Annotated in this window: 18 protein-coding genes; 11 read left to right on the top strand and 7 right to left on the bottom strand. The window is 62.8% G+C overall.

Annotated elements, in window-relative coordinates; genetic code table 11:
- Positions 1-54 precede the first annotated feature (54 nt).
- The gene (locus FJ977_RS09875; RefSeq protein WP_246682903.1) at positions 55-1,170 is read left to right on the top strand and encodes an aminomethyltransferase family protein; all 1,116 of its coding nucleotides are present in this window, start codon (positions 55-57) and stop codon (positions 1,168-1,170) included.
- Positions 1,171-1,193: 23 nt separating this feature from the next.
- On the opposite strand, the gene FJ977_RS09870 is transcribed toward FJ977_RS09875, so the two are convergent.
- From FJ977_RS09870 to FJ977_RS09855, 4 genes are all read right to left on the bottom strand, one after another.
- Complete coding sequence (locus FJ977_RS09870) at positions 1,194-3,098, bottom strand: BTAD domain-containing putative transcriptional regulator (protein WP_246682989.1); 1,905 nt, start codon at positions 3,096-3,098, stop codon at positions 1,194-1,196.
- A 376-nt stretch (positions 3,099-3,474) separates the two neighbouring features.
- Positions 3,475-4,131: a methionine ABC transporter permease gene (locus tag FJ977_RS09865; RefSeq protein WP_140770840.1), complete on the bottom strand. Its 657-nt coding sequence runs from the start codon at positions 4,129-4,131 to the stop codon at positions 3,475-3,477.
- A complete protein-coding gene (locus FJ977_RS09860; RefSeq protein ID WP_140770838.1) occupies positions 4,112-5,209 on the bottom strand; it encodes a methionine ABC transporter ATP-binding protein in 1,098 nt (365 codons plus the stop codon). The genes FJ977_RS09865 and FJ977_RS09860 overlap by 20 nt, the downstream gene beginning before the upstream one ends.
- 89 nt (positions 5,210-5,298) lie before the next feature.
- Positions 5,299-6,153, bottom strand: coding sequence for a MetQ/NlpA family lipoprotein (locus FJ977_RS09855; protein WP_140770836.1), 855 nt, complete (start codon positions 6,151-6,153; stop codon positions 5,299-5,301).
- Here FJ977_RS09855 and FJ977_RS09850 point away from each other — a divergent pair.
- Both FJ977_RS09850 and hpaR read left to right on the top strand, forming a co-directional pair.
- A complete protein-coding gene (locus tag FJ977_RS09850; protein WP_140770834.1) occupies positions 6,152-6,427 on the top strand; it encodes a hypothetical protein in 276 nt (91 codons plus the stop codon). The genes FJ977_RS09855 and FJ977_RS09850 overlap by 2 nt on opposite strands.
- 200 nt (positions 6,428-6,627) lie before the next feature.
- Positions 6,628-7,023 (top strand): homoprotocatechuate degradation operon regulator HpaR, encoded by a 396-nt coding sequence (gene hpaR, locus FJ977_RS09845; RefSeq protein ID WP_244735508.1) that lies wholly within the window; start codon positions 6,628-6,630, stop codon positions 7,021-7,023.
- On the opposite strand, the gene FJ977_RS09840 is transcribed toward hpaR, so the two are convergent.
- A complete protein-coding gene (locus FJ977_RS09840; RefSeq protein WP_246682899.1) occupies positions 6,932-8,521 on the bottom strand; it encodes an RtcB family protein in 1,590 nt (529 codons plus the stop codon). The genes hpaR and FJ977_RS09840 overlap by 92 nt on opposite strands.
- Before the next feature lie 1,151 nt (positions 8,522-9,672).
- Positions 9,673-11,232 (bottom strand): RNA-binding protein, encoded by a 1,560-nt coding sequence (locus tag FJ977_RS09835; protein ID WP_140770832.1) that lies wholly within the window; start codon positions 11,230-11,232, stop codon positions 9,673-9,675.
- A gap of 207 nt (positions 11,233-11,439) precedes the next feature.
- On the opposite strand from FJ977_RS09835, the gene rtcR reads away from it, so the two are divergent.
- The 8 genes from rtcR (at position 11,440) to FJ977_RS09795 (ending at position 21,154) form a co-directional block, all read left to right on the top strand.
- Positions 11,440-13,038 carry an RNA repair transcriptional activator RtcR gene (gene rtcR, locus FJ977_RS09830; protein WP_140770830.1) on the top strand — a complete coding sequence of 533 codons (1,599 nt, stop codon included), beginning with the start codon at positions 11,440-11,442 and terminating at the stop codon, positions 13,036-13,038.
- 168 nt (positions 13,039-13,206) lie between these two features.
- On the top strand, positions 13,207-14,301 hold the full coding sequence (locus FJ977_RS09825; protein WP_140770828.1) for a transporter substrate-binding protein: 1,095 nt from the start codon (positions 13,207-13,209) through the stop codon (positions 14,299-14,301).
- A complete protein-coding gene (locus FJ977_RS09820) occupies positions 14,298-14,912 on the top strand; it encodes an ANTAR domain-containing protein (protein WP_140770826.1) in 615 nt (204 codons plus the stop codon). The genes FJ977_RS09825 and FJ977_RS09820 overlap by 4 nt, the downstream gene beginning before the upstream one ends.
- Positions 14,913-14,931: 19 nt before the next feature.
- Entirely contained in the window at positions 14,932-15,798 is an 867-nt protein-coding gene (locus FJ977_RS09815) for an ABC transporter permease (RefSeq protein ID WP_181179779.1), read from the top strand.
- Between the two features lie 13 nt (positions 15,799-15,811).
- Positions 15,812-16,732, top strand: coding sequence for an ABC transporter permease (locus FJ977_RS09810; protein ID WP_056573744.1), 921 nt, complete (start codon positions 15,812-15,814; stop codon positions 16,730-16,732).
- Positions 16,733-16,777: 45 nt separating this feature from the next.
- Positions 16,778-18,421 carry an ABC transporter substrate-binding protein gene (locus FJ977_RS09805; RefSeq protein ID WP_140770822.1) on the top strand — a complete coding sequence of 548 codons (1,644 nt, stop codon included), beginning with the start codon at positions 16,778-16,780 and terminating at the stop codon, positions 18,419-18,421.
- Positions 18,411-19,355, top strand: coding sequence for an acetamidase/formamidase family protein (locus FJ977_RS09800; RefSeq protein WP_140770820.1), 945 nt, complete (start codon positions 18,411-18,413; stop codon positions 19,353-19,355). The genes FJ977_RS09805 and FJ977_RS09800 overlap by 11 nt, the downstream gene beginning before the upstream one ends.
- A gap of 41 nt (positions 19,356-19,396) precedes the next feature.
- Entirely contained in the window at positions 19,397-21,154 is a 1,758-nt protein-coding gene (locus tag FJ977_RS09795) for an ABC transporter ATP-binding protein (protein ID WP_246682988.1), read from the top strand.
- Positions 21,155-21,266: 112 nt separating this feature from the next.
- On the opposite strand, the gene FJ977_RS09790 is transcribed toward FJ977_RS09795, so the two are convergent.
- Complete coding sequence (locus tag FJ977_RS09790; protein ID WP_140770816.1) at positions 21,267-24,719, bottom strand: glycoside hydrolase family 99-like domain-containing protein; 3,453 nt, start codon at positions 24,717-24,719, stop codon at positions 21,267-21,269.
- Positions 24,720-24,736 lie beyond the last annotated feature (17 nt).

Raw genomic sequence — 24,736 nt, 5'->3', positions numbered from 1 at the left:
ACCTCGGCGGCGCCACCCGGCGCTGCCGAGTTTTTATGAACGATGGAGATATCCTTGGCTGAGCGGCGTTCCCCTTTCTACAGCAGCATCGTCGGGCTGGGCGCGACCATGGGCCGGGTCGGCGGTGATTTCATCTCGGCCAAATACTATTCCGGCATCGCCGACGAGCATTTGAACACCCGCAAGAATGTCGGCGTGCAAGACCTCAGCACCATGGGCAAGATGGATATCAAGGGGCCGGACGCCGAGGCGCTGGTCAACCATGTCATCGTCAACGACGCCGCCGCGATGAAACCGGGCCAGGTCCGTTATTCCACGGTCTGCCGTGAGGATGGCGGCATCATGGACGACCTCACCGTGTTCAGGCTGGGACCGGAGCATTTCATGCTGGTCACCGGCTCGGTCAACCGCCTGAAGATGCTGCCCTGGCTGCAGCACCATGCCCAGGGGCGCAAGGCCTATGTCACCGACATCACCGCCGCGATCGCCTTCCCGACCATCCAGGGTCCGCGCTCGCGCGAATTGTTGAAGGCGCTGGTCTCCGATGCCGATCTGGACGGCCTGAAGCGCTGGGCGTTCACCTCGGGGCGCGTCGGCGAGACAAAGGTGTTGATCTCGCGCACCGGCGTGACCGGTGAACTCGGCTTCGAATTGTTTGTCCCGGCCGACGAGGCGGTCTCTGTCTGGGACGTGCTGATGCGGGCAGGAGCGGACTTCGGCCTGCAACCCTATGGCGTGCTGGCGATGTTCACGCTTGGCCTGGAAAAGGCCTATCCGGCGCACGGCATCGACATGGACGAGAGCCGCACACCGTTCCATGTCGGCCTCGACCGCTGGATCAAGTTCGACAAGGGCGATTTCATCGGCCGCGAGGCGCTGCTCAAAATCCGCGACAAGGGCCTCGACGAACGCTGGACCGGCCTGATCCTGGACGGCGACAGACCGGCCGCGACAGATGCGCGTGTACTGGCCGAAGGCGAGGATGCCGGCATCGTCACCTACAGCGACCACGGCTATTCCCTTGGCAAGGTACTGGCGACGGCGCATCTGCGGCTACCCTTCACGGCCATCGGCACTGAACTCAGCGTCGATATCGATGGCAAGCCGACCCGCGCGGTCGTGGCGCCGATCCCCTTCTTTGACCCGGAAGGGGTTAGGTTGAGAGGCTAGTGCTGCTTATCGGAAGATCGACCTCATCCATCGGGTATGCCGACGGCAAGCAGGTCTCTTCGAAGATCCTCCAGGATTTTCGGGTCACGATAGGGATCGATCAAGATGGTGCTTACGGTCGCACCGGGCCTTGCCGCCAGGCACTGTCTGGCTGCTTGAGCGGCGAGATGCCCGTCACCCATTCTCAAGTGACAGACCGCCAGAAACGCATAGGCCCAAAATGCATAGGAATTGAGATTCCGGTAGGAGGCTATCGCCTCAGGATACCGTCCGAGAACCAGGAGAACCTGTCCGCGTAGATCCCAGAACCAATCGTAATTCAGGGGATCACGGGCGATACAGACGTCCAGATCGGCCAGAGCTTCCTCATGCCGACCGAGATAGCTCCAGCACAAGCCCCGTATTGCTCTCGCCCGGGTTTCGTTCGGATTGAGGTTCATACCTTGCTCGAGATGCAGCAACGCCTCCTCCAATTGTCCCATGAAGATGAGCGTGTGACCCACCGCTGTATGGCTCCATGCCTGTTTCGGCTCAAGTTTTAGAGCACGGCGACCGTGGGCAAGAGCGATCTTCAGCGTGTTCCCGTCCCCCTCGAGCAGCCATTTGCTTGTGAGCACGGTCGCCATCATCGCATGGATGGTAGCGACATTCGGGTCGAGCTCAATCGCCCTGGCAAGATAGGGCTCTGCTTCCAGAGTGGTGTCATAGCGAACCATCCGAACGCGAGCCTGAAGGTACAGATCGTAGGCATCGAGCTGGGTGATCGGAAGGCGCCGTATCTTCTCCACACCCGAAGTTCGGATTGTGCCGACGACGGTGATGGCGACACTTCTGGCGATGTCTTCCTGAAGCTCAAAAATATCCGTCAGCTCCCGATCGAATCGATCGGCCCAGATTTGATTGCCGGATCTGGCCTCTATGAGTTGCGATGAGATCCTGACCCTGTCGCCGGCACGGCGAATGCTGCCCCGAAGCAGATAGTCGACGGACAACTGCTTCGCGATGGTGACGGCGTCGACAACCTTTCCCTTGAACACGAAGGAGGAATTGCGAGCTATGAGATGAAGTTCGCCGAATCGCCCCAGTTCGGTGATGATGTCCTCGGTGACCCCGTCGCTGAAATATTCCTGGTTGGGGTCGCTGCTCATATTCTCGAATGCAAGAACCGCAACGACTGGCCCGCGGCTTGATACGCCACTGTTCTGCGGTTTGGACGTCTCGTCCATGCTCCTGCGCAATAGCCGAAGCTCGTCACCTGGCTCCAGGTTCAGTTCGCGCTTCAGCAACAACTTGCACGTCTCAAACTGCTTGATGGCGAGCGCGGCCTGACCCAAGGCGATATGCGCCCGCATCAACGCGACATGCGACGGCTCCCGCAGCGGATCAAGAGCAACCAGCCGTTCGCAAATTGCAACGCGCTCGCTGCCGCTCTCCGATTCTGCCAAAGCTTGGAACACATCGATTGCCCGCAAGGACAGGCCGGCACGGACTTCGCGAAGCCAATCCTCGAAAGCGTTGTCGAACGTGCTCAACCCATCAAGAAAAGGGCCGGCATAGAGCGTGGCAGCCCGCCGCAGCTCAGCCGTGTCACGGCTCCCGGATGCAGCCACGAATTCAGTCACGTCGACGGTGAAGAATTTCGGATTGAGCGCGACACGATCCCCGACCAGGGCCAAGGCATCCGCTCCCAATCCGGCAAGGTCCCTGCGGATAGCGGCCAGGGCCTGCCGCAGGCTGTCCCTTGCCTGCTCCTCACCTCGATCGCTCCATAGAAGAGCGGCCAGCTTGTGACGCGTCGCCTCCTGGTTCGGCGCTACGGCGAGAATGCCCAGAAGTGCTCTATTCTTCTTGGCTGCCACCTCCAAGGTTTTCCCCTGCGGGAACGTCAGATGAAAGCCACCCAGGAGATCGAGCCGCGCCAGACTCATCACGATGTACTCTGAATTTCAGCTTTTTTCGCGATATTCACGAGCTTTTCACAGCCGCCTCACGCCTCGAATTCGATGCTGCCTCTCGCAACTAAACAACATCTGAGAGGAAACACCAATGTCGGTTGTCGTAGAGTTTCTGGGAAAGGCAGGCGTGACTCTCAAGAAGGGGCTCTTGAAGTGGCCGAGATTCCGTCTGGGTCGCTTCTTATTCAGTATAGCCGAGGCATACGCCTCAGCGATTTGGAAGGCCTACAGCGCAGCGACCGGTCTCGATGAGAATAGTCCCGGTCGGCGCTCCGACGAGGACTCCGACAACTACTGAACGTCTTCGCCCGAACGCCGTGACACAGGCGTCACATTCGCTGGCCTGACGTCACCCTCGTCGATCCAGCCGCGCCACCAGACGATCCCCCGCCCACTGGATGCCGCACACCAGGATGATCAGCACGATGACCACGGCGATCATCACCGACGTCTCGAAGCGCTGATAGCCGTAGCGGATGGCGAGGTCGCCGAGGCCCCCGGCGCCGATGGCGCCGGCCATGGCCGAGGCGCCGATCAGCGTCACCAGCGTCACCGTGAAGCCGGCGACGATGCCGGGGAGCGCCTCGGGCACCAGCACCTCGCGGATGATCGTCCAGCGGTTGCCGCCCATGGCGCGCGCCGCCTCGATCAGGCCGTGATCGACCTCGCGCAGCGACACTTCGGCGATGCGCGCATAATAGGGTGTGGCGGCGATCGACAGCGGCACGATGGCCGCCCAGGTGCCGATCGAAGTGCCGACGATCAGCCGCGTCAGCGGGATCAGCGCCACCAGGAGGATGATGAATGGCACCGAGCGGAAGCCGTTGATGACGGCGCCGAGCACGCGATTGACCCACAGGCTTTCGGCGATGCCGCCGCGTTCGGTGGCAATCAGCGCCAGCCCGAGCGGCAGGCCGCAAACCAGCGAGATAAGGCCGGAGGCGGCCGTCATCAGCACCGTTTCCCAGATCGATCGCAGCAGAAGCTCAAACAGGACCGGCGACATGGCCAAGCACCTCCACCCGCGCCTGGCGGGATTTCAGGAATGTGATGATTTCAGCGAGGTGGCTTGCGTCGCTGCCGGGAACAGAGAGGAACAGCGTGCCGACGGGCTGCTGCTGGATATGGTCGATGCCGCCATGGACGAGGCGGAAGGAGCCCGGAACAGAAGTGGCAAGGTCGGACAGCAATGGTCCACGCGCGACCTCGCCAGCCACATCGATGCGCAGGATCGTCTCCGCGCCGGCCGCCGGCAGCAGGCGCGCCGACAACTCCGCCGGCAATTGCGGCCGAATGGCGCCAAGCAGGCTGCGTGTGACGTTGGACCGCGGCTCGGCGAACACCGACCACACCGGCCCGTCCTCGACGATGCGCCCGGCATCGATCACCGCCACGCGGTCGGCGATGGAGCGGATCACCTCCATCTCGTGGGTGATCAACAGGATGGTCAGGCCAAGTTTCCGGTTGATGTCTTTCAGCAGCGCGAGAATGGAGCGCGTCGTCTCCGGGTCGAGGGCCGAGGTCGCTTCATCCGACAACAACAGCGCCGGCCGCGCGGCCAGCGCCCGGGCAATGCCGACGCGCTGCTTCTGGCCGCCCGACAGCGATGCTGGATAGGCCTTGGCCTTGTCCGACAGGCCGACGAGCTCAAGCAGCTCCGCCGCCCGTGCCAGACGCTCGGCCTTCGGCCGGCCCTCGATCTTCAGCGGCAGCGCCACATTGTCCTCCACGGTCTTGGCCGACAGCAGGTTGAAATGCTGGAAGATCATGCCGATACGCCGCCGCAGTGGCTGCAGGTCGCGTTCGCTGAGCCGGCTGATTTCGCGGCCCTCGATGAACACCTCGCCGGAGTCCGGCCGCTCCAGCCCGTTCAGGCAGCGGATCAGCGTCGATTTGCCGGCGCCGCTGCGGCCGATAATGCCGAGGATCTCGCCCTTGCGCACCGTCAGCGAGATACCGTCGAGCGCCGCGGTGGCGCCAAAGCGGCGCTTCAAATCGACAAGGCGCACCACGTCCTGTAGCGCGTCGGGTCGGGCGTGGGTCGGATCGGCGATCTCCCCGGACGCCGTGATATGCTGGTTCATGCGGTTCCCTGTTCTCGCCATCGCAAAACGCAATTGCGGCCCGCGCTCAAGCGCGGACCGCTTTTGCTCTCGAACTGGACGTCCGGCGATCAATAGGCGCTGAGGCCGGTTCCCTTGTAGACCTTGTCGAATTCGGCCTTGACCGCGTCGTTCTGGTAGGAAGCCACCAGGGTCTTCACCCAGGCTTCGTTCTCATTGCCGACCTTGACCGCGATGAAGTTGCGGTACGGATTGTCGGATATCGGCTCCTGGGCGATGCGGTTTTCCGGCGTCAGGCCGCTTTTCAGCGCCCAGTCGGTGTTGACCACGGCGGCATCGAGATCCTCGACCGAGCGGCCGACGATGCCGGCGTCAAGTTCCTTGATCTCGACCTTCTTCGCATTCTCGGCGATGTCGGCGGTCGTGGCCAGAATGCCGGTGCCGTCCTTCAGCTTGATCACGCCCTCGTTCTGCAGAACGCGCAGCGCCCGGCCTTCGTTGGACGGGTCGTTCGGCACGCCGATGACCGCGCCCTCGGGCAGGTCGGCGACTTTCGTGTACTTCTTCGAATAGAGGCCGATCGGCCAGACGCCGGTGTAGCCGACACGCACGATATGATAGCCTTGCGTCTTGATCTGGTTGTCGAGATAGGGCTGGTGCTGGAAGGCGTTGGCGTCGATTTCGCCGCGCTCCAGCGCTTCGTTGGGCTGGGTGTAGTCGTTGAACACCACGGTCTCGACGGTCAGGCCCTTTTCGGCCGCCTGGGCGACCACGACGCGCCAGACATCCTCGTCCTCGCCGCTGATGATGCCGACCTTGATCGATTTCTTGTCTTCGGCGAAGGCCGTATGCGACGCCATCAGGCTGCCGACCGCGACGGCCGATGCGAACAGCAGAGCCAGGCCACCGCGCCGGTTGATGATTGACCAAAGGGAAGATGGCAAAGTGTTGTTGACGTCGGGCATGATTGATCTCTGCGGTTGTGAAGTCATGGTGCCAAGGCGGATTACCCAAGCTTGGTCACATCCTCAGAAATTCTATCGGTTTTATCAAAGAACGTGTTTCGCTGTTCTCGGCGAAGCCGGGAATATTCTCTCAAAAATTCCAGGGAAGGGAGCACAGGACACCACCGAACCGACCGCGGCGGTACCGCGCTGCGATCCTGTGGGCATAGGTGTTGATGTGGACGACGCCCGCATCGACGGCACGCACAATCTCGAAAAGCGTCGGCGCATGTAGGGGAGCTTCACTTGCTGTAATTAACGCATTAAGTACAAGTGAAGTCGCCGAAGTCAAACCTTGCATCCTGCCTGAGGCGACGATACGGGATGACGGTGACGGGCTTTGAGAACAGCCTGCTGGCAAAGCCTGCCGCTGGTCGCAGTCAGCATTGGAGAAAACGTCACTTGCTGCCGGAAAACTCCCGTCGTTCCTTGCCGATGGCGCTTCTGCACGCCCGCGAAGCGGTGATGGCGCGGTTTCGTCCAATGCTTGCGGCGCATGACGTGACCGAACAGCAATGGCGTGTGCTGCGCGTGCTGAGCGAGGCTGGCCCGGTCGAGGCGACCGAGCTTGCCGATCGCGCCTCGGTGCTGCCGCCCAGCCTGACCCGTATCATCAAGGCGCTCGAGGGCCGAAAATTCATTACCCGCAACAAGGCTGAAGGCGATGGCCGCCGCGTGGTGCTGACCATCGCGCCTGCCGGTTCCGCCCTGATCCGCGCTCTGTCGCCCGAGCGCCGCGTCATCTACGACGACATCGAGCACCGCTTTGGTCACGAGCGTCTGCAGCAGCTGCTTGATCTGCTGGATACGCTGATCGAAGCCGAGAGCTGAGGCCGTTTAAGGAAATAGCGGAAGTCGGCGATCTGTTCATCGAAACACGATGGAGGACGGCGGATGCGGGCCTTTCAGCCCGCATCCGTTTTCCTGCTAGCGGCCCTGCTGTTGGCGCTTCCCGCTTCTTGCGCCAGGGCGCGTTGGCTTCCCAATCGCCGGCCATGATGCAGCCATAGGGCAACACTTCGTCGACGATCTCCGCCAGGCCGAAATGCTCGATCTGGCGGCGCATCGAGGCCGCGTTCTTGTAGGCGCTCGGCAGTTCCGAAATATCCGTCACACCGGAGAAGAAACGGGCATCGATGCCCTTCGTCTCCTCCGCGAAGATATCCTCATCGCTGCGTCCCGCCTGCATGCGCCGGTGCTGGGTGCGCGAAAAGTTGCGCCCGGCGCCGTGCGGCGAGAAGCCAAGCCCATGCGCGGCGTTCTTGCCGCGCACGATCAACACCGGTTCCGCCATGTTGAGCGGGATCAGCGTCAGGTCGGTCGCGTCGTCGGCCCAGTTGTCGAAGGCCGGCGTGGCGCCCTTGCCGTGGTAGAACAGCCCATCCGAACGGCGGAAGACGAAGTTGTGCTCGTTCCAGAATCGGTCCGACACCTTCGCCGACAGCTTTTCGGCCGCTAGATCGTGGACGAGCACATGGTTGCCCTTGGTCCATGCGCGGATCGTCTGCAGGGCCTCCCAATACTCATCGCCTTCCCGCGTGTCGGCGGGAATCCAGGCGTTCTGCGGCAAGGTTTCCGGCGACAGCATCTTGCGGACACCCTCGGCGATCCTCATGCCCTTGCTGTAGAGCCGCGCGCCCGGCGAGCGGGAGCCGTGATGGGTGACCAGCGCCGTCTCGCCGCTCGACTTCAGCGTGCCGACATAGGCGAAATGGTTGCCGTCACCCTGCGTGCCGAAATGCTCGATCGCCGCACTGGTCAGGTCGCGCAGCAAGGGGTTGGCCTCGAAACGCTCGAAGACCTCCTTGGCCGGCCGGATCTGCTGGCCACGCGGACGCCCGCCCGGTCCGAAATGGGTGACCCCATGAACGGCATCGAGCAAGGCGGCTGGCGCCACACCGGGAAATACCGAGATCGCCATCGAGCAGCAGATGTCGGCCGAATGCATGCCGGGGTGGATCGCCTCCGACACCGCGACGCCGCCAACGGGAATCGTGCCCGACGGACCGGCCGGGCAGGCATCCGGCATGATGGCGCCGGCGCGGATCACCGGCGTGCGCATCAACTCGGCCATCGAGCGCGTCACCGCCTCGACATTTGCAGCCTCGTCAGGCGTTTCGGCCTCGATGTTCAGATGCAGCGGCATGGCGGCAGCCGACTGCAACGGCAGCGCCGGCGGCGGCGCGAAAGCGCGCGCGGCCTCCAGCGCATCGCCCTGCGATCCGCCGCTCTCCAGCACCGCGTTGGCTGCGGCGAGCGCCTTGCCGAACCACTTGCCCTGCGGCATGCCGGCGTCGATCAAATCCTGTCCACTCAAAATCTCGGTCATGTCTTTCACTTTCGGTCATATCAAGCACTGCGTATTGCGGGCGGACGACAAGGCAATGCGACACATCTTTTCGGCCACTTCGCGAAGTCGCGAAGGAGGGACACGAACCCTCACGCCTTTCGGCACCCGCTTGCCTGAAGCGGGCTGCGTCTACCTGTAGTCTCGCAGGCATTCGTCCTGTTCATTCGGTCTGGCGACAAGGGTCGGCAAAACAATAACTGAGCTACTTCCGTCCGGAGACGGAAGGGATGGTTTGAACATCCGACCTTCCGCGACTTTCGCCGCGGACGCTCTATCCCTGTAGTCCTGTCTGCATTCGCCATTCATTTCCCTTCTCCAGGCGGGCGACAAGTCGATGCGAGAAACCGATCGGTCAACCGACCGACGGGTGGATTCGAACCACCAGATACCAATGTATTCCCGCAGGCATTCGCCCTGTTCAATCGGCTGGCGACAAGGATCGGCAAGACGACGCTTGACTGCGCCACCCCGCTCCGTGGAGCGGGAGAGTGATTTGAACACCCGACCTCCCGTCTTCTGACGGGCGCGCTACCTGTAGTCCTGCCTGCATTCGCCATGTATTCGCGTCGCCGCGGCGACAAAAAGATGATGAAACCCGGGAGTCCCGCTCGTGCCAGAGAGCGCCAGCAAGGCGAGGAGTCGAACCTCACGGAGCATCCCGCTTGGTTGGTACTGTAGTTCCATCGGGCATTCGCCACGGCTGTTTCATGCGAGGTGTGACGACAGGTCTGTTGTGAAACTGCCTTTCTGCTCTACCGACTGAGCTACGGAGCCGATTGGCAGCTCCGGCAGGAATCGAACCCGCGACCCGAAAGTTAGGATGTAGTTCCACAGGCATTCGTCACGCCTCGTGCTCGGTTCCTTTCTGTCCAGTTGCGACCGAGTAAAAATCGTCGGGCATGACGACAAGATTTGACGAAACGTCCCGCTCTATCCGCTGAGCTACGGGTCCATAGTGGCGGACCCGGCGGGATTCGAACCCGCGACCTGGAGGTGAACAGCCTGTAGTTCCATCGGCATTCGTCATGCCCTGATCTTTGTTCCTGTGGTCCCGGCGAATGCACCGCCGGGACTTCTTTAGTTGACGCAATTCCGGACGGAAAACCGCTTAACACTTTTCCTGGAATTGCTCAGAGCTCCACCGCCTCGATCGTGCGCACCCAATGGTCCGGGTCGCCGCTCGAGGACAGCATCGTGCCCACCACGTCGAAGACGCGGTCGGAGAAGCCACCGACATTCAAGATGTCGGCCTGCGGCTTGGCCTGCGTCGTCGCATAGGGCTGGATGTCGATGCAGACCAGCTTGGCTCCAGGGTTCAACCCCTTGAGCTTCTGCCATTCCTGCATCGTCGCCGTCCCCTGATGCGCATGCGCCGAGGCGTCCACCCAGGACTGGTTGTCCGACACGAACACCACCAGGTCGACATCAGCCTTCTCACGCACCAGCCGTGCCAGCGGAGCCGAACAGTTGGTTCCGCCGCCACCGATGGCGGCAAGTTTGGCGGCGTTGGTCATCACCGTATCGCGAGCGTTGAGGCTGATATCAACCACATCGTTCTCGAACGGCAGGACCCTCGCCGTCGGGTTGCGTCGCAGCATGGCGGCGGCCACCAGGGCAGCCACGTCGATGCAACGCACGGCCGACGTCGCGCCCTTGCGGTAGCCGGTCGCCGGCGAGCTCATCGAGCCCGAAACGTCCGGACACACGACCACCTTGCCCTTGATCCGGGGCACGTTGCCGAGCGCGATTTCCATCGCATCCTGCAGCGCGTCCCCGACCACGCTAGGCACGTCAGTACCGGCCATGGTGAACGCCACCATCAGCTGATACGGGAACACTCGGGCGCGCCGGATCTCCTCGGGATCACGAAGACGCGCCGCCAGCGTCTCGCCGAACCCGTCCACTTCGAACACGCCGTTGCGGGCGAAGGTGTTCAGGTTCTGGCGCAGCATCTGCCATCCGGCCGTCGCCGCGATCTGCACCCAATGCTCGCGCGACAGCGGCATCGAGGTCAGCATCTGGAACGGCACGTCCGGCACAGGCAGCGACGGATCGCGCTTGAACGCTTCGAACGCCTTCACCACGTCCGGCAGCATGGCCACGTCATGCGGCTTGCCGATCAGATAGCCATAAAGCGCCTCACGCGAGGCCGATTTCGGCTTCGGGTGAACCATCTTGACGACATCGGCCAGCGACGGATCATTGCCGACCGCGGCCCGCATGATCTCGAAGTCGGCCGCCTGCTCGAGCCACGCCTGGACAAGCCGCTTCGGCCGCGTGCCGAGCGACTTGCGCCCGGTGGCGCCCGAACGCATGACCTGCACGAAGTTGCGCAGCATCTTGCCGTTCCTGACGATACGCCCGAATGCCCGGTTGAACTCGTCACCCTGCATCGCGGAAAGGACGGCCAGCAGCAATGCCGGCATATCCTTCATGTAGCCCTGCTCGAAAGCATGGACGGCGGTGCGCGCCAGGAACCCCGGCTCGACCTGCCAGGCGAGCTTCAGCACCTCGTCCAGCTGCTCGCGCGGCTCGGCATAGAAGGTCGCGTTGAACGTGCCCGTCGCCGCCAGCTGCGCCAGAGCCTGATGCGGCGACAGGCGGTAAGCCCGGGCACCCTCATGGTTTCTGGCGTCAGCCGGCGGGAGCAGCTTTCCTGCACTCGTCGCAAACACGGATTTGTTCGCCATTGTTCTCATCCTTCATTTCACACCAGCATCACTGAAGGCGGCGTGCCAGTTTGAAGGATGAGCGAGTCCTAGTCCGCCAGATGTCAATTAACCAACTGATTTTGCTATGAAAGAAAAATCGATCCGAGACCACATGGCCTCTGGCGCAGTCTAAGGGATTGCCTGTATTATAATCCAATTATCTCCGACTTTATACTATGGGATAAAATGAGAAGACGTGTTGCGATAGGCATCCTTGGCACGACGCTGGATGCGAGCGGTCGGGATGACCGCTGGAAAAAATGGCGGCCGACGGTTGCGCTGTGCCAGCAACCGGGGCTGTTCATCGATCAGCTGGAATTGATCCACGATGTCCACTCGCAACGGCTGGCAAATCAGGTCACTGCCGACATCGAACAGGTTTCGCCGGCCACCGAGGTCAGGCCTCATCTCATCAGCATGCGCGACCCGTGGGATTTCAGCGAGGTCTACACCGGGTTGCGGGACTTCGCTCGTGCCTACACGTTCGATCCCGAGAAGGAAGACTATCTTGTCAACATCACCACCGGCACCCATGTCGCGCAGATATGCTGGTTCCTGCTCACTGAGGCCCATTTCATTCCGGCGCGGTTGTTGCAGCTTTCGCCGCGCAAACGCGACAGCAATGACGATGTTTCCGGCAGCCATTCGATCATCGATCTCGACCTGTCGCGTTACGACGCGATCGCCACGCGCTTTGCAGCCGAGCGCGACGAGGCAACGTCCTTCCTGAAGTCGGGCATCGCCACCCGCAATCCCGCTTTCAACCAGATGATCGACCAGATCGAGAAAGTGACAATCCGCTCGCGTGCGCCGGTTTTGCTCACCGGGCCGACGGGCGCCGGCAAGTCGCAACTGGCCAGGCGCATTTACGAACTCAAGAAGGCGCAGCGGCAGGTTTCCGGTGCCTTCATCGAGGTCAATTGCGCGACGCTGCGCGGCGACCAGGCGATGTCGACCCTGTTCGGCCACGTCAAGGGCGCCTTCACCGGCGCCCAGAACGAGCGCGCCGGGCTGATGAAATCAGCCAACAAGGGCGTGCTGTTCCTCGACGAGATCGGCGAGCTTGGCCCCGACGAACAGGCCATGTGCCTGCGCGCCATCGAGGAAAAGCGCTTCCTGCCGGTCGGCGCCGACCAGGACGTGATGTCGGATTTCCAGCTTCTCGCCGGCACCAATCGCGATCTGTCGATCGGCGTCAAGGAAGGCAAGTTCCGCGAGGATCTTTTCGCGCGGCTGAACCTGTGGACCTTCCAGCTGCCGGCGCTGCGCGACCGCAAGGAAGACATCGAGCCAAACCTAGATTTCGAACTGCGCCGCTTTAGTGAGCGCGAGGGACAGAACGTAACCTTCAATAAGGAAGCGCGCGACCTCTATCTGAAATTCGCCGTGGCGCCGGAGGCGATGTGGCGGGCGAATTTCCGCGATCTCTCGGCCTCCGTCACCCGCATGGCGACGCTGGCGCCGCTCGGCCGCATCAACGAGGAGACGGTGCGCGACGAGATCGAACGTTTGGCCACGCTTTGGCGCGCCGGTGAAGCCGACGACCGGGAAGCCATTCTGGGAGAGGTTCTGGGCCCCGAGCGGCAAGGCCGGATCGACCTCTTCGACCGGGCGCAGCTGGCAACCGTGCTCGCGGTTTGCCGTGACAGCAATTCGATCAGCGCCGCCGGCCGCAAGCTGTTTGCCGTCTCGCGGCTGCAGAAGACCAGCGGCAACGACGCCGACCGGCTGCGCAAATACCTCAGGCGCTTCGACCTCAGCTTCGAGGACATCGCCCGGAAATGACCGACATCGCGTACGATCCCCGACCGGCACACTTTCCCGCTTGACTGACCCGCCGGACCGAATACCCTAGAACGAAATACCGGCTCTGATCGCCGGGCGGCAAGAATGCCTCGTATGCCTCGCCCTTGCGGCGCTGGCTGCGGGGCATTGTCATTTCTGGGGTCCTGTTTGAAACGGCGCATCGAGATCGGCATCCTCTATTCCCGCTCGGGGAGCTATCAGCTCGTCTCCGATGCGTGCCGCATGGGCGCCATGCGCGCCATCGCCGACATCAATGCCGATCGCGGCTCAGGCATCGAACTGGTGCCCGTCGAGCGCGATCCGCAAAGCAATGCCGATCGCTACGCGACGCTTTGCGAGGACATCTTCAAGAGCAGCAGCGCACGCCATGTCGTCGGCTGCGTCACATCCTGGAGCCGCAAGGAGACGATCCCGGTGCTGGAGAAGGCCGGCGGCATGCTCTGGTACGCCTGCCCCTATGAAGGCTTCGAGGCCAACGAGCATGTCGTCTACATGCACGCCTGTCCCAACCAGCACCTGGTGCCGCTGATGGCCCATGTCGTGCCGCGCTTCGGCGCCAACGGCTTCCTGCTCGGCTCGAACTATATCTGGGGCTGGGAGATGAACCGTGTCGCGCGCGACCTGATCGCGGACGCCGGCGGCAAGGTGCTGGGCGAACGCTATCTGCGCATCGGCGAGACCGACGTGTCGCGCCTGATCGGGGAAATCCGCGCCACGCGGCCGAACTTCATCCTCAACAATCTGATCGGCACCTCGTCCTATGCCTTCCTGGCCGCCTATCGCGATTTGGGCGATGAGGATCCTGCCTTCAGCCCGGAATCCTGCCCGGTCATCTCCTGCAACCTCACCGAGGGCGAACTGCCGGCGATCGGCGAAACGGGCAAGGGACATCTATCGGTCGGGCCTTATTTCGCACCACGGCCGGCGGCTTTCGCCTCGTCCTTCGAGGCCTCCGCCTATGCCTCCGTGCAGGTGATGGCCGAGGTGCTGTCGCGCGATCCCGACGCCGGCCCGGCGGAGTTCTCGAAAGCCTTCGCCGCAACGCGCTTCTCCACCCGGCTGGGGCCGATCGCCATCGACGCCCACACCCAGCACGCGACGCTGCCTGTCATCATCGGCCGGATCGCCGACGGATATTTCGAGGTCGTCAGCCGGCAGCACGAAGTCGCGCCGGATCCCTATCTGTCGCGCTACGACCCCGCCAAGACGTTCGGCCGTCCGCGCCTGAGGGTGGTGTCGTGACCAGAACCCCGCGCATCCCCAATCTCGGCGGCGCCAGGGCCTTCATCCTGCATCGTCCGCATCCGACGGTGCAGGCCATCACAAGACAATTGTCGGCCATCGGCCTCGTCACGCTCGACTGCTGGCCGGAACTGCCGCCCGAGGCGCTCGCCGCCGATTTCGTCTTCTTCGACGCGGATCTCGGTTTCGACGAGCAATTCCCCTGGAAGCCGGGCGAGGCGCCGATGCCGCTGGTGGCGCTGATCGGTTCGGAGGCGCCGGGCCGCATCGAATGGGCATTGTCGCACAACGCCGATGCCCAGCTTTTGAAGCCGGTCGGCACTGCCGGCGTCTACAGCGCGCTGCTGATCGCGCGGCAGAGTTTCGAGGCGCGCAAGAATTTAGCCGGCGAAATTTCCTCGCTGCGCCAGCGCGTCGCAGAGCGCCAGACGATCGTGCGTGCGGTGGCGGCACTGTCGAAAGGCACGGATGACGAGCGCGCCTATGCGCAACTGCGCTCGCTGGCGATGAGCTGGCAGATCAGCGTCGAGGATGCCGCACGCCGGATCGTGGCGATGATGAGCGAGGAAACAGGCGAGGAAGGCGGCGATGACCAGTCCCATCGCGCCTGATCTCATCGCGCCGGCGCGCATGCCGGCCAGGCCGCGCGCGGGCGTCTGGCGCCGGCTGGTCAAGCGCCGTCTGGCGCTGCTCGGCCTGGTCATCGTCGCCATCGTGGTCGCCGGCGCCGTGCTGGCCCCCTGGCTGACCGGCTATGATCCCGACGAACAGATGTTCGACGGCCTGACCATCGAGGGCTCGCCCTTGCCGCCGGATGCCAAATTCTGGCTCGGCACCGACCTGCTCGGCCGTGACCTGCTGACCCGCATCCTCTACGGCGCCCGCACCTCGCTGATCATCGGCATCGTCGCCAATGGCGTTGCGCTTCTGATCGGCACGCTTGTCGGCGTCACCGCCGGCTATTTCCGCGGCTGGATCGGCAGCGCGCTGATGCGCTTCACCGATCTGATGATGGCGTTTCCGGCGCTGCTGCTGGCCATCTGCCTGGCGGCGGTGTTCGAGCCCAGCCTGTGGATCGTCGCCATGGTCATCGCGCTGGTCAACTGGGTGCAGACCGCGCGCGTCATCTACACCGAAACCTCCTCGCTCGCCGAGCGCGAGTTCATCGATGCCGAACGTACCATCGGCGCCGGCGCGCCGCGTATCCTGTTCCGCCACATCCTGCCGCACCTCCTGCCGACCATCATAGTCTGGGGCACGCTCGGCATTTCGACGACGGTGCTGCTGGAGGCGACGCTCTCCTTCCTCGGCATCGGCGTGCAGCCGCCGACGGCCTCGTGGGGCAACATCATCTTCGAGAACCAGACCTATTTCCAGGCAGCGCCCTGGCTGGTGTTCTTCCCCGGCGCGGCGATCCTGGCGCTGGCGCTGGCCTTCAACCTGATCGGCGACGCGCTGCGCGACATCCTCGATCCGACGCAAAGGGGCCGGGAATAATGGGGGGCCGGTCATGATCGCCTATCTCGGCCGCCGGCTGATCCAGTCGCTGCTCATCCTGCTCGGCGTCTCGCTGATCACCTTCGCGCTGCTCTACCTGTTGCCGGCTGATCCGGTGCGCCAGATCGCCGGGCGCAGCGCCACGCCACAGACGGTCGAGAACATCCGCCAGCAGCTTGGCCTCGACCAGCCTTTCGTCGTCCAGTACTGGCACTATCTGACCAGGCTCGTCAGCGGCGATCTCGGCCGCTCCTATATCCAGCGCTCCGAGGTTACCGAGCTGATCGTCTCGCGGTTGCCGGCGAGCCTGCTTTTGATGGTCGGCGCCATCCTGTGCGAATTGCTGATCGGCCTCTCCATGGGCCTGATCGCCGCCGTCAAGCGCGGCACCGCCACCGACCAGACCTTGATGGTCGCGTCCTTCGTCGGCGTCTCGGCGCCGCAATTCGTCGTCGGTCTCTTGCTGCTCTACGTCTTTGCCGTGCGGCTGAGCTGGTTTCCGATCGGCGGCTACGGCACCTGGCGCCATCTGGTGCTGCCGTCGCTCACCATGGGCATCCTCGGCGCCGGCTGGTACGCGCGCATGATGCGCTCGTCGATGATCGACGTGCTGCGCCAGGACTACGTCCGCACCGCGCGTGCGAAAGGCCTGGCGCGTGGTGCCATCCTCTTCCGCCACGCACTGCCCAACGCCATCCTGCCGATCATCGCCATGATCGGCATCGACATCGGCATCTTCATGGGCGGCATCGTTGTCGTCGAAAGCGTGTTCGGCTGGCCCGGCATCGGCCAGCTGGCGTGGCAGGCCATCCAGCGCGTCGACATCCCGATCATCATGGGCGTCACGCTGGTCTCGGCCTTTGCCATCGTGCTCGGCAATCTCCTGGCCGACATCATCGCGCCCTTCATCGATCCCCGCATCAAGCTCAGATGACAATCAGGACATGACCGAAAACAAACAGAGAAAGGGAACATAACAATGAAAAAGTATCTCATATCCACGGTAGCGGCATCGGCGCTGGCGCTGATGCTCGGCATGACGAGCGCCCGCGTCGAGGACACGATCGACCCCAACGCCAAGCAGGGCGGCGCCATCACCATCACCTACAAGGACGATGTCGCGACCCTCGACCCGGCGATCGGCTATGACTGGCAGAACTGGTCGATGATCAAGAGCCTGTTCGACGGGTTGATGGACTACGAACCGGGCACCACCAACCTCAAGCCCGACCTTGCCGAGAGCTACGAGATCTCGCCCGACGGCAAGACCTTCACCTTCAAGCTGCGCCACGGAGTGAAATTCCACAACGGCCGCGAAATGACCGCCGACGACGTGAAGTATTCGCTCGACCGCGTCACCAACCCGAAGACGCAGAGCCCCGGTGCCGGCTTCTTCGGCTCGATCGTGGGCTATGACGAGGTCGCCGCAGGCAAGGCGGAGACCCTGTCGGGCGTCACGGTCGTCGATCCCTATACCGTCAAGTTCGAACTGACCCGTCCCGACGCCACCTTCCTGCATGTCATGGCCATCAACTTCTCGCATGTCGTGCCGAAGGAAGAGGTCGAAAAGTACGGCGCCGATTTCGGCAAGCATCCGGTCGGCACCGGAGCCTTCAAGCTCGCCGAATGGACATTGGGACAGCGCATCGTCTTCGAGCGCAACCCGGACTATTGGCACAAGGGCCTGCCGCATTTGGACAAGATCACCTTCGAGATCGGCCAGGAGCCGATCGTCGCGCTGCTGCGCCTGCAGAAGGGCGAGATCGACGTGCCCGGCGACGGCATTCCGCCGGCCAAGTTCCAGGAAGTGATGGCCGATCCCGAGCAGAAGGCGCGTGTCGTCGAAGGCGGCCAGCTGCACACCGGCTATGTCACCATGAACACCACCATGGCGCCGTTCGACAATGTGAAGGTGCGCCAGGCCGTCAACATGGCGATCAACAAGGCGCGCATCATCCAGATCATCAACGGCCGCGCCGTGCCGGCCAACCAGCCGCTGCCGCCGTCGATGCCGGGCTACGACAAGGAATACAAGGGCTATCCCTATGACGTCGCCAAGGCCAAGGCGCTGCTTGCCGAGGCCGGTCATCCCGATGGTTTCGACACGCAACTGTTCGCCATGAACACCGACCCCAACCCGCGCATCGCCCAGGCGATCCAGCAGGATCTGGCGGCGATCGGCATCAAGGCCAGCATCCAGTCGCTCGCTCAGGCCAATGTCATTGCCGCCGGCGGCGACAAGGCCGGCGCGCCGATGATCTGGTCCGGTGGCATGGCCTGGATCGCCGACTTCCCGGATCCGTCGAACTTCTACGGCCCGATCCTCGGCTGCGCCGGTGCTGTTCCGGGCGGCTGGAACTGGTCGTGGTACTGCAACAAGGATCTCGACGCCAAGGCGGCCGAGGCCGACTCGGTGGTCGATCCCTCAAAGGCCGTCGAACGCGACAAGATGTGGAGCGCCATCTACGACAAGGTTATGGAGGACGCGCCCTGGGCGCCGGTCTTCAACGAACAGCGCTTCACCATGAAATCGGCCCGCATGGGCGGCGCCGACAACCTCTATGTCGACCCGGTCCATATTCCGATCAACTATGACAATGTGTACGTAAAAGATGTGCAATAACTGCGATTACACCATCCATGGACGCCATCATCATTTCGGCTGGGACAACGCCTTTGCCCCGGCCGAACGTGTGGCGCCCGGCTCGACCATCGAGTTCCAGTGCCTCGATTCCTCCGGCGGTCAGCTGAAACCCGACAGCACGGTCGGCGATATCGCCAAGCTCGACTTCGCCACGATCAACCCGGTGACCGGACCGATCTTCGTCGAGGGCGCCGAACCGGGTGACGCGCTGAAGGTGACGATCGAGATGTTCAAACCGTCCGGCTTCGGCTGGACGGCGAATATTCCGGGCTTTGGGCTGCTCGCCGACGATTTCATGGAGCCGGCGCTGAACATCTGGAAATATGACGCAGCCTCGCTAGAGCCGGCGCTGTTCGGCAAGAATGCGCGTGTGCCGCTAAAGCCTTTTGCCGGCACCATCGGCAATGCACTGGCCGAAATGGGCCATCACTCGGTGGTCCCGCCCAGGCGCGTCGGCGGCAATCTCGACATCCGCGATCTCGCCGCCGGCACGACGCTCTATCTGCCGGTGGAAGTGGCCGGTGCGCTGTTCTCGGTCGGCGACACCCATGCCGCGCAAGGCGACGGCGAGGTCTGCGGCACGGCGATCGAAAGCCCGATGGATGTCGTGCTCAAGCTCGACCTGGTCAAGGACGCCCGGCTGAAGACGCCGCGCTTCACCACGCCGGGGCCGGTGACGCGCCATCTCGACGCCAAGGGCTATGAGGTGACGACCGGCATCGGACCGGACCTGATGACGGGTGCGAAGGAGGCCGTTGCGCAGATGGTCGATCTGCTCGCCGGGCGCTACAAGCTCGATCCGGTCGAGGCTTACATGCTGGCCTCGGTCTGCGGTGATCTGCGCATCAGCGAGATCGTCGACATGCCGAACTGGGTGGTCTCTTTCTACTTCCCGCGCTGCGTCTTCGAATGAACGCTGGCGTGGGCAAGAGGCGGACCGGAGCTGCCGCTCCGGTGACGGCGGGACCGGTGCTCGATATCGCCGGCCTGTCGGTCAGCGTGCGCGGCGAGGATGGCGAGCGCGAGGTTGTTTCCGACCTGTCGCTCACGCTTGCACGCGGCGAAACGCTCTGCATCGCCGGCGAGTCCGGCTCCGGGAAATCGATGACGGCGCTTGCGATCATGCAATTGCTGCCGCAGCCCGCAGCCCGCATATCCTCCGGCACCATCCGTCTCGGTGATACCGAGCTGACCGATCTCGACGAGCGCCAGATGCGGCGCATTCGCGGCGACCGCGTCGCCATGATCTTCCAGGAGCCGATGACCTCGCTGAACCCTGTGCTGTCGATCGGCCGCCAGCTCACCGAATCCATCGAGGCGCATACCAGCCTGTCGCAAGCCGAGGCCCGCCAGCGTGCCATCGAGGCGCTGAAGGCGGTGCGCATTTCGGAAGCTGAAAGCCGGCTAAAGCAGTTTCCGCACGAACTCTCTGGCGGCATGCGCCAGCGGGTGATGATCGCCATGGCGCTGGCGCTCAAGCCCGACGTGCTGATCGCCGACGAGCCGACGACGGCGCTCGACGTCACCGTGCAGGGTGAGGTGCTGGAACTGCTGCGCGACCTGCAGCGCCAGCATGGCACCAGTGTCATCCTCATCACCCACGACATGGGCGTGGTCGCCGAGATGGCCGATCGCGTCATCATCATGCGGCATGGCCGCATGGTTGAGGAGGGCAAGACGTCAGACATTTTCGCCCGGCCGCAGGCCGACTACACGCGTGAATTGCTGGCTGCCGTGCCGCGCATCGGCAGCGGCGTCGGACGGCAGAAATCCAGGGGTGCACAGGCGTTAACGCCGGCAAACGTCGCCGAGGTCAGCGACCTTCATGTCCGCTTTGATCTGCGCGGCGGCGTTTTTGGCCGGGTCACCCGCTGTGTTCATGCGGTCGAGGGCGTCAGCTTCTCGATCGCGCCCAACGAGACGCTGGCGCTGGTCGGCGAGTCGGGCTGCGGCAAGTCGACCACCGCCAAGGCGCTGGCCGGACTGGTGCCGTATAGCGGCGACATCGTTGTTGGGGGGCGCAATTTATCGGGCCTGGGCCGCGACGAACGCAAGGCGGTGCGCCGCGACGTGCAGATGATTTTCCAGGACCCCTTCGCCTCGCTCGACCCGCGCATGCGCGTCGGCGATCTCGTCGCCGAGCCGCTCGTGATCCATGGCATTGCCTCGAAGGACGAGCGCCGGGAGCGTGTGGCGGCATTGTTCGAGCGCGTCGGCCTGTCGGCCGACCAGATGGAACTCTATCCGCACGAATTCTCAGGCGGACAACGCCAGCGCGTCTGCATTGCCCGCGCGCTGGCGCTGCGGCCGAAACTGATCATCGCGGATGAGAGCGTGTCGGCGCTTGACGTCTCGGTGCAGGCGCGCGTGCTCGACCTGTTGAAGGAATTGCAGCGCGAGTTTGGCGTCGCCTATCTGTTCATCTCGCACGACATGGCGGTCGTCGAGAACATTTCCGACCGCGTCGCCGTCATGTATCTCGGACAGATCGTCGAGATGGGCACGCGCGATCAGGTCTTTTCCAACCCGCGTCACCCCTACACGAGACGGCTGATCGAGGCCGTGCCGGTGCCTGATCCGGCCAGGCGCAGGAGCCGCTTCGCCCGGCTCGATCAGGAGATCCCGAGCGCCACCCGCAAGATCGGGGAGGCGCCGCTAAAGCTGGCCTTGCAAGATGTCGGCAACGGCCATCTCGTCGCCGCCGGTAACTAGAGCAATTCCAGGAAAAGTGTGAAGCGGTTTTCCCGGGACAAGCGCGTAGCGCTTGCCCTTGGAATCGCGCCAAAACAAAGAGGTGAAGCAGTTCACCGTTTCCGTGAAACGGTTACGGCTCGAGAGCAATCTCTGGGATCCGCGGGCTTCTCGCAGGGAATTCGCCCAATTTGGTTAGCGAATACAGGCTTTCCATCTCTTCGGCCGGGCGACCGGGAAAGAGCTGGTTCCAGAGTTGCAAGGCATGTTCGGCCATTTTCAGTTTGATGGCCAAGTCCGTTTCGTATGTGTGCAAAACATGCTGATGGATCATTTGCCGCGTGCGCAGCAGTGCCTCTGAATGGGAGGCGGTGACGGCGCTGGTAACGCTGTCCCCGTGCCGGCGGTGATGGTTGAGCAATGCAGATTCATAGGCGACGGAGCCGTTGCGGATTGCCTCGAGGATAAAGTACCAGTCGCCGCCCGCCGGCAGGGACAGGACCTGCGCGACGAAATCCGGCGTGATGTCGAACTTCCGGAAAACCGCCGCGCTGATATTGATGACCGTGTTCTTGACACCCAGCCCTTCGTTGACTTCCTGCGCCGCCGAAACCTGGTAGCTGCGCCTCCATTTGAAATCGGAGAGATCGGTGAGGTACGGGCTGGACAGATAGTCGCCGACGGTCTCGCTTCGATCATTGATCATCTTCGATGCGCAAAAGGCAAACTTCACGCCTGGATCGCGGAACAAGGGCACCAGTGTTTCGAGGAAACTCGGCTCTGATACGTCGTCGGCTTCGGCGATCCAGATCAAGTCGGCCTTTGCAAGCGCCATGCCCTTGAACCACTGCGGGTATGGCGCCCCGGAATTCCTGTCATTGACGATGACACGGGTGCCATGGACACCGGCATAGTAATTCAGGATCGATTGGCTGCCGTCTGTCGAGGCATCGTCCAGGATGATGAGTTCAAAATCCTGGAACGACTGCCCCAGAATACTGTCCATACGCTCATGCAGATGGCGCGCGTAGTTGTAGTTCGGCACGATGATCGAGACCGCCGGCGGCTTGTTTGCGACCTTCCGCATGGTCGACAGCAGGCGCGGAAAGACCCGATCGGTGGAAAAATGTAGCCTTGCCTTGGCGCTCGCCTGCCTGCCAAGCTGCATCCGCAGGGACTTGTCCCGGATTAGTCTCAACGTGGCATCGGCCATCGCGGCGGGGTCAGCCCGCTCGACGATGATGCCGGCATCCTCCTCGACGAACTCCGGTGCCCCGCCGCTGCCCGCGAAGCAGATCACCGGCAATTCGGCGAAGGCCGCCTCCAGCATGACGCGGCCGAACGGCTCTTCGCGGGAGGTCAGGAGAAACAGATCGGCGCGCCGCAGGTAAGTCCCCACATCGTCGACATCACCCAGAAATGTGACTTTTTCGTCCAACCCGTCCGCCCGCAATCTGTCGAGTTGCTGCGACCATGTACCGAGAACCTCATCCCGTTCGCGCCCCCGAAACGAGCCGAGCCAGTAGAAATGATAGTCTTCGACCCCGCGTGCCCGAAGGATTCTGGCGACCTCGATGAAGAGGTCGGCACCCTTGCGGAAGGGCATGCCGACGCCGGAACCCAAGACGATGACCTTGTCAGTCGGCCAGCCGGCAAGGCTGCGGCTTTCAAGGCGCCGGATTTCCGTAGGGCTGTGATCGGCGTTGGGTTGCGGAACCGCACTTGGGATGACGTCGATGGCGTCCGTTGCAACGTTGTGCTCGGATACCAGATAGTCCCGGACACTTCGCGAACACGCTACAAATCTCTGTGTGCGGGAAACGACATCGCCCATATTGTCCTTGGCGTATCGGGCAACGCTCGTTCCCAACTCCCTGGCATGCGTCAGGATTGGCCGGTCCAGTTCTCCAAGCAGCGCGTGCACCCGGCCGGTCGCCAGGCTGTTGCAATAGATGAGGTCCGGTATGCCACCGTACCATTCCGTAATGTGGGCCAGCTTCGTGGCGGTCGTCCCGGTCTCTGAAGCCAGATCATCCAGAACGACGGTATCGACGAGACGTCGAAACGCTTCGAGCCACTGACCGCCTGCCAGGCACAGCACCTTGATCTCCAGATTGGTATGCGATTGCAGCCATTGGATGATGTTGATCAACGATGCCTGCGCTCCACCGAGAGCCGCATCATGCGACACGAACAAAACGCGCCACGACGGCCCCCCGGGTGATCTGCCGGCCGCTGGCCGTGCCAACAGGACGTCCCGCGTCTCCTGCAGATAGGCGTAGCCATGGCGGGCATCAGGCTCGAGATAGGCTCCCTCCGCCCATTCGTTCCAGGCATTGACGAAGATCAGCCGGCTGTCGAAATCGGCAAACCGATCGCATGTATCGACGACCGCGTTGGCGAGCCATTCTCTGTAGCGGGACGGCGACGGGTTCACCAGAATGTAGGCGGCCTCCATCCTCCGCGCCGTGTTGTCCCAGGAAGGGCAAACCCCGCGAAACAGCGTGTAGGCAACCTGCGGGTAGGCGCGGCTGCGATTGAGCAGCTCTGTCCAGTCGTAGATCTTCCCCCTGAAGCCGCTCTTGAGCGTTGGGATGCTGGCGCTGATATCGGGAAATCGTCCAAGGTTCGGTGGAAACTCGACGGCGGCGTCGAATCCGAATTCGGCGGGATCGTCCAAGTCGAACGACTGTGGATAGGCAAGAAAAATCTCGCCGATGCCGGCTTCCCGGCAATAGGCCCTCCAGCGTCGTGCCGTTTCAACTGCCGACGGAAACAATCCGGGCCGATAAACCATAAGCAGTGGTTTGCCGCCGATACGGATGTATCTTCTGTCACGGAAATAGCCGGCTACGTATTGGATGAAGGCCAGGTCGTCGTCGGGCGAGTGCGATTGCGGGATCAAGACTTCCTGTTGGCGCCCATCCCAACGGCGGCTCCACGGCTCGTTTGCCCAGTTGATGCAGAAACCCATCTCGTGTGCGTCGTTCTCGACGAATTGGGCGATCGGCATCTCAAGGACGCGCTTGCCGTTGAACCAGTAGAAGTGGAAACAGAACCCCGAGAGGCCATACTGAAGGGCAATCTCGATTTGTTCCTTCTGGATGTCCTTCACGCGCAGGTCATAGAAGCCAAGATCCGCCGGCAGCCTGGGCTGGTAATGACCGTCGAACTGCGGCGTCGCCCGCGTCACATTCGTCCATTCCGTGAAGCCCTTTCCCCAGAAGGCATCATTTTCAGGAATCGGATGAAACTGCGGCAGGTAGAATGCAACGAGGCGCGCCCGCAAAGCGGCTGGTCGGCCCTCGCCGGATCGCGGCACATAGCTAGCGGGTCTTTGGAGGGCGCCGGCATTTGTGCCCGGAGCACGCCGGGCGCTGCGCCCCTCCATCTTGCCGAAACGAATGTAGTGATCCAACGGATTCATCGACGCGGCAGTCACGTCGGGATACTTCGTCAGGTAGTATTCGTTGTCGAAGTCCGGACTTGGGTTTCGTGACTCGGCGGCACCGTGCCTGATGTAATGCAGGATCGGATCTTTTCCGCTCCTGGCTACATCCGGATTCTGGACCAGATACCACGACAAATCGAACAGCCCGCTGG

Origin of the sequence: Mesorhizobium sp. B2-1-3A, assembly GCF_006442655.1 — a bacterium.
GTDB lineage: Bacteria > Pseudomonadota > Alphaproteobacteria > Rhizobiales > Rhizobiaceae > Mesorhizobium.
This window is presented reverse-complemented; position numbering and strand designations above follow the sequence as displayed.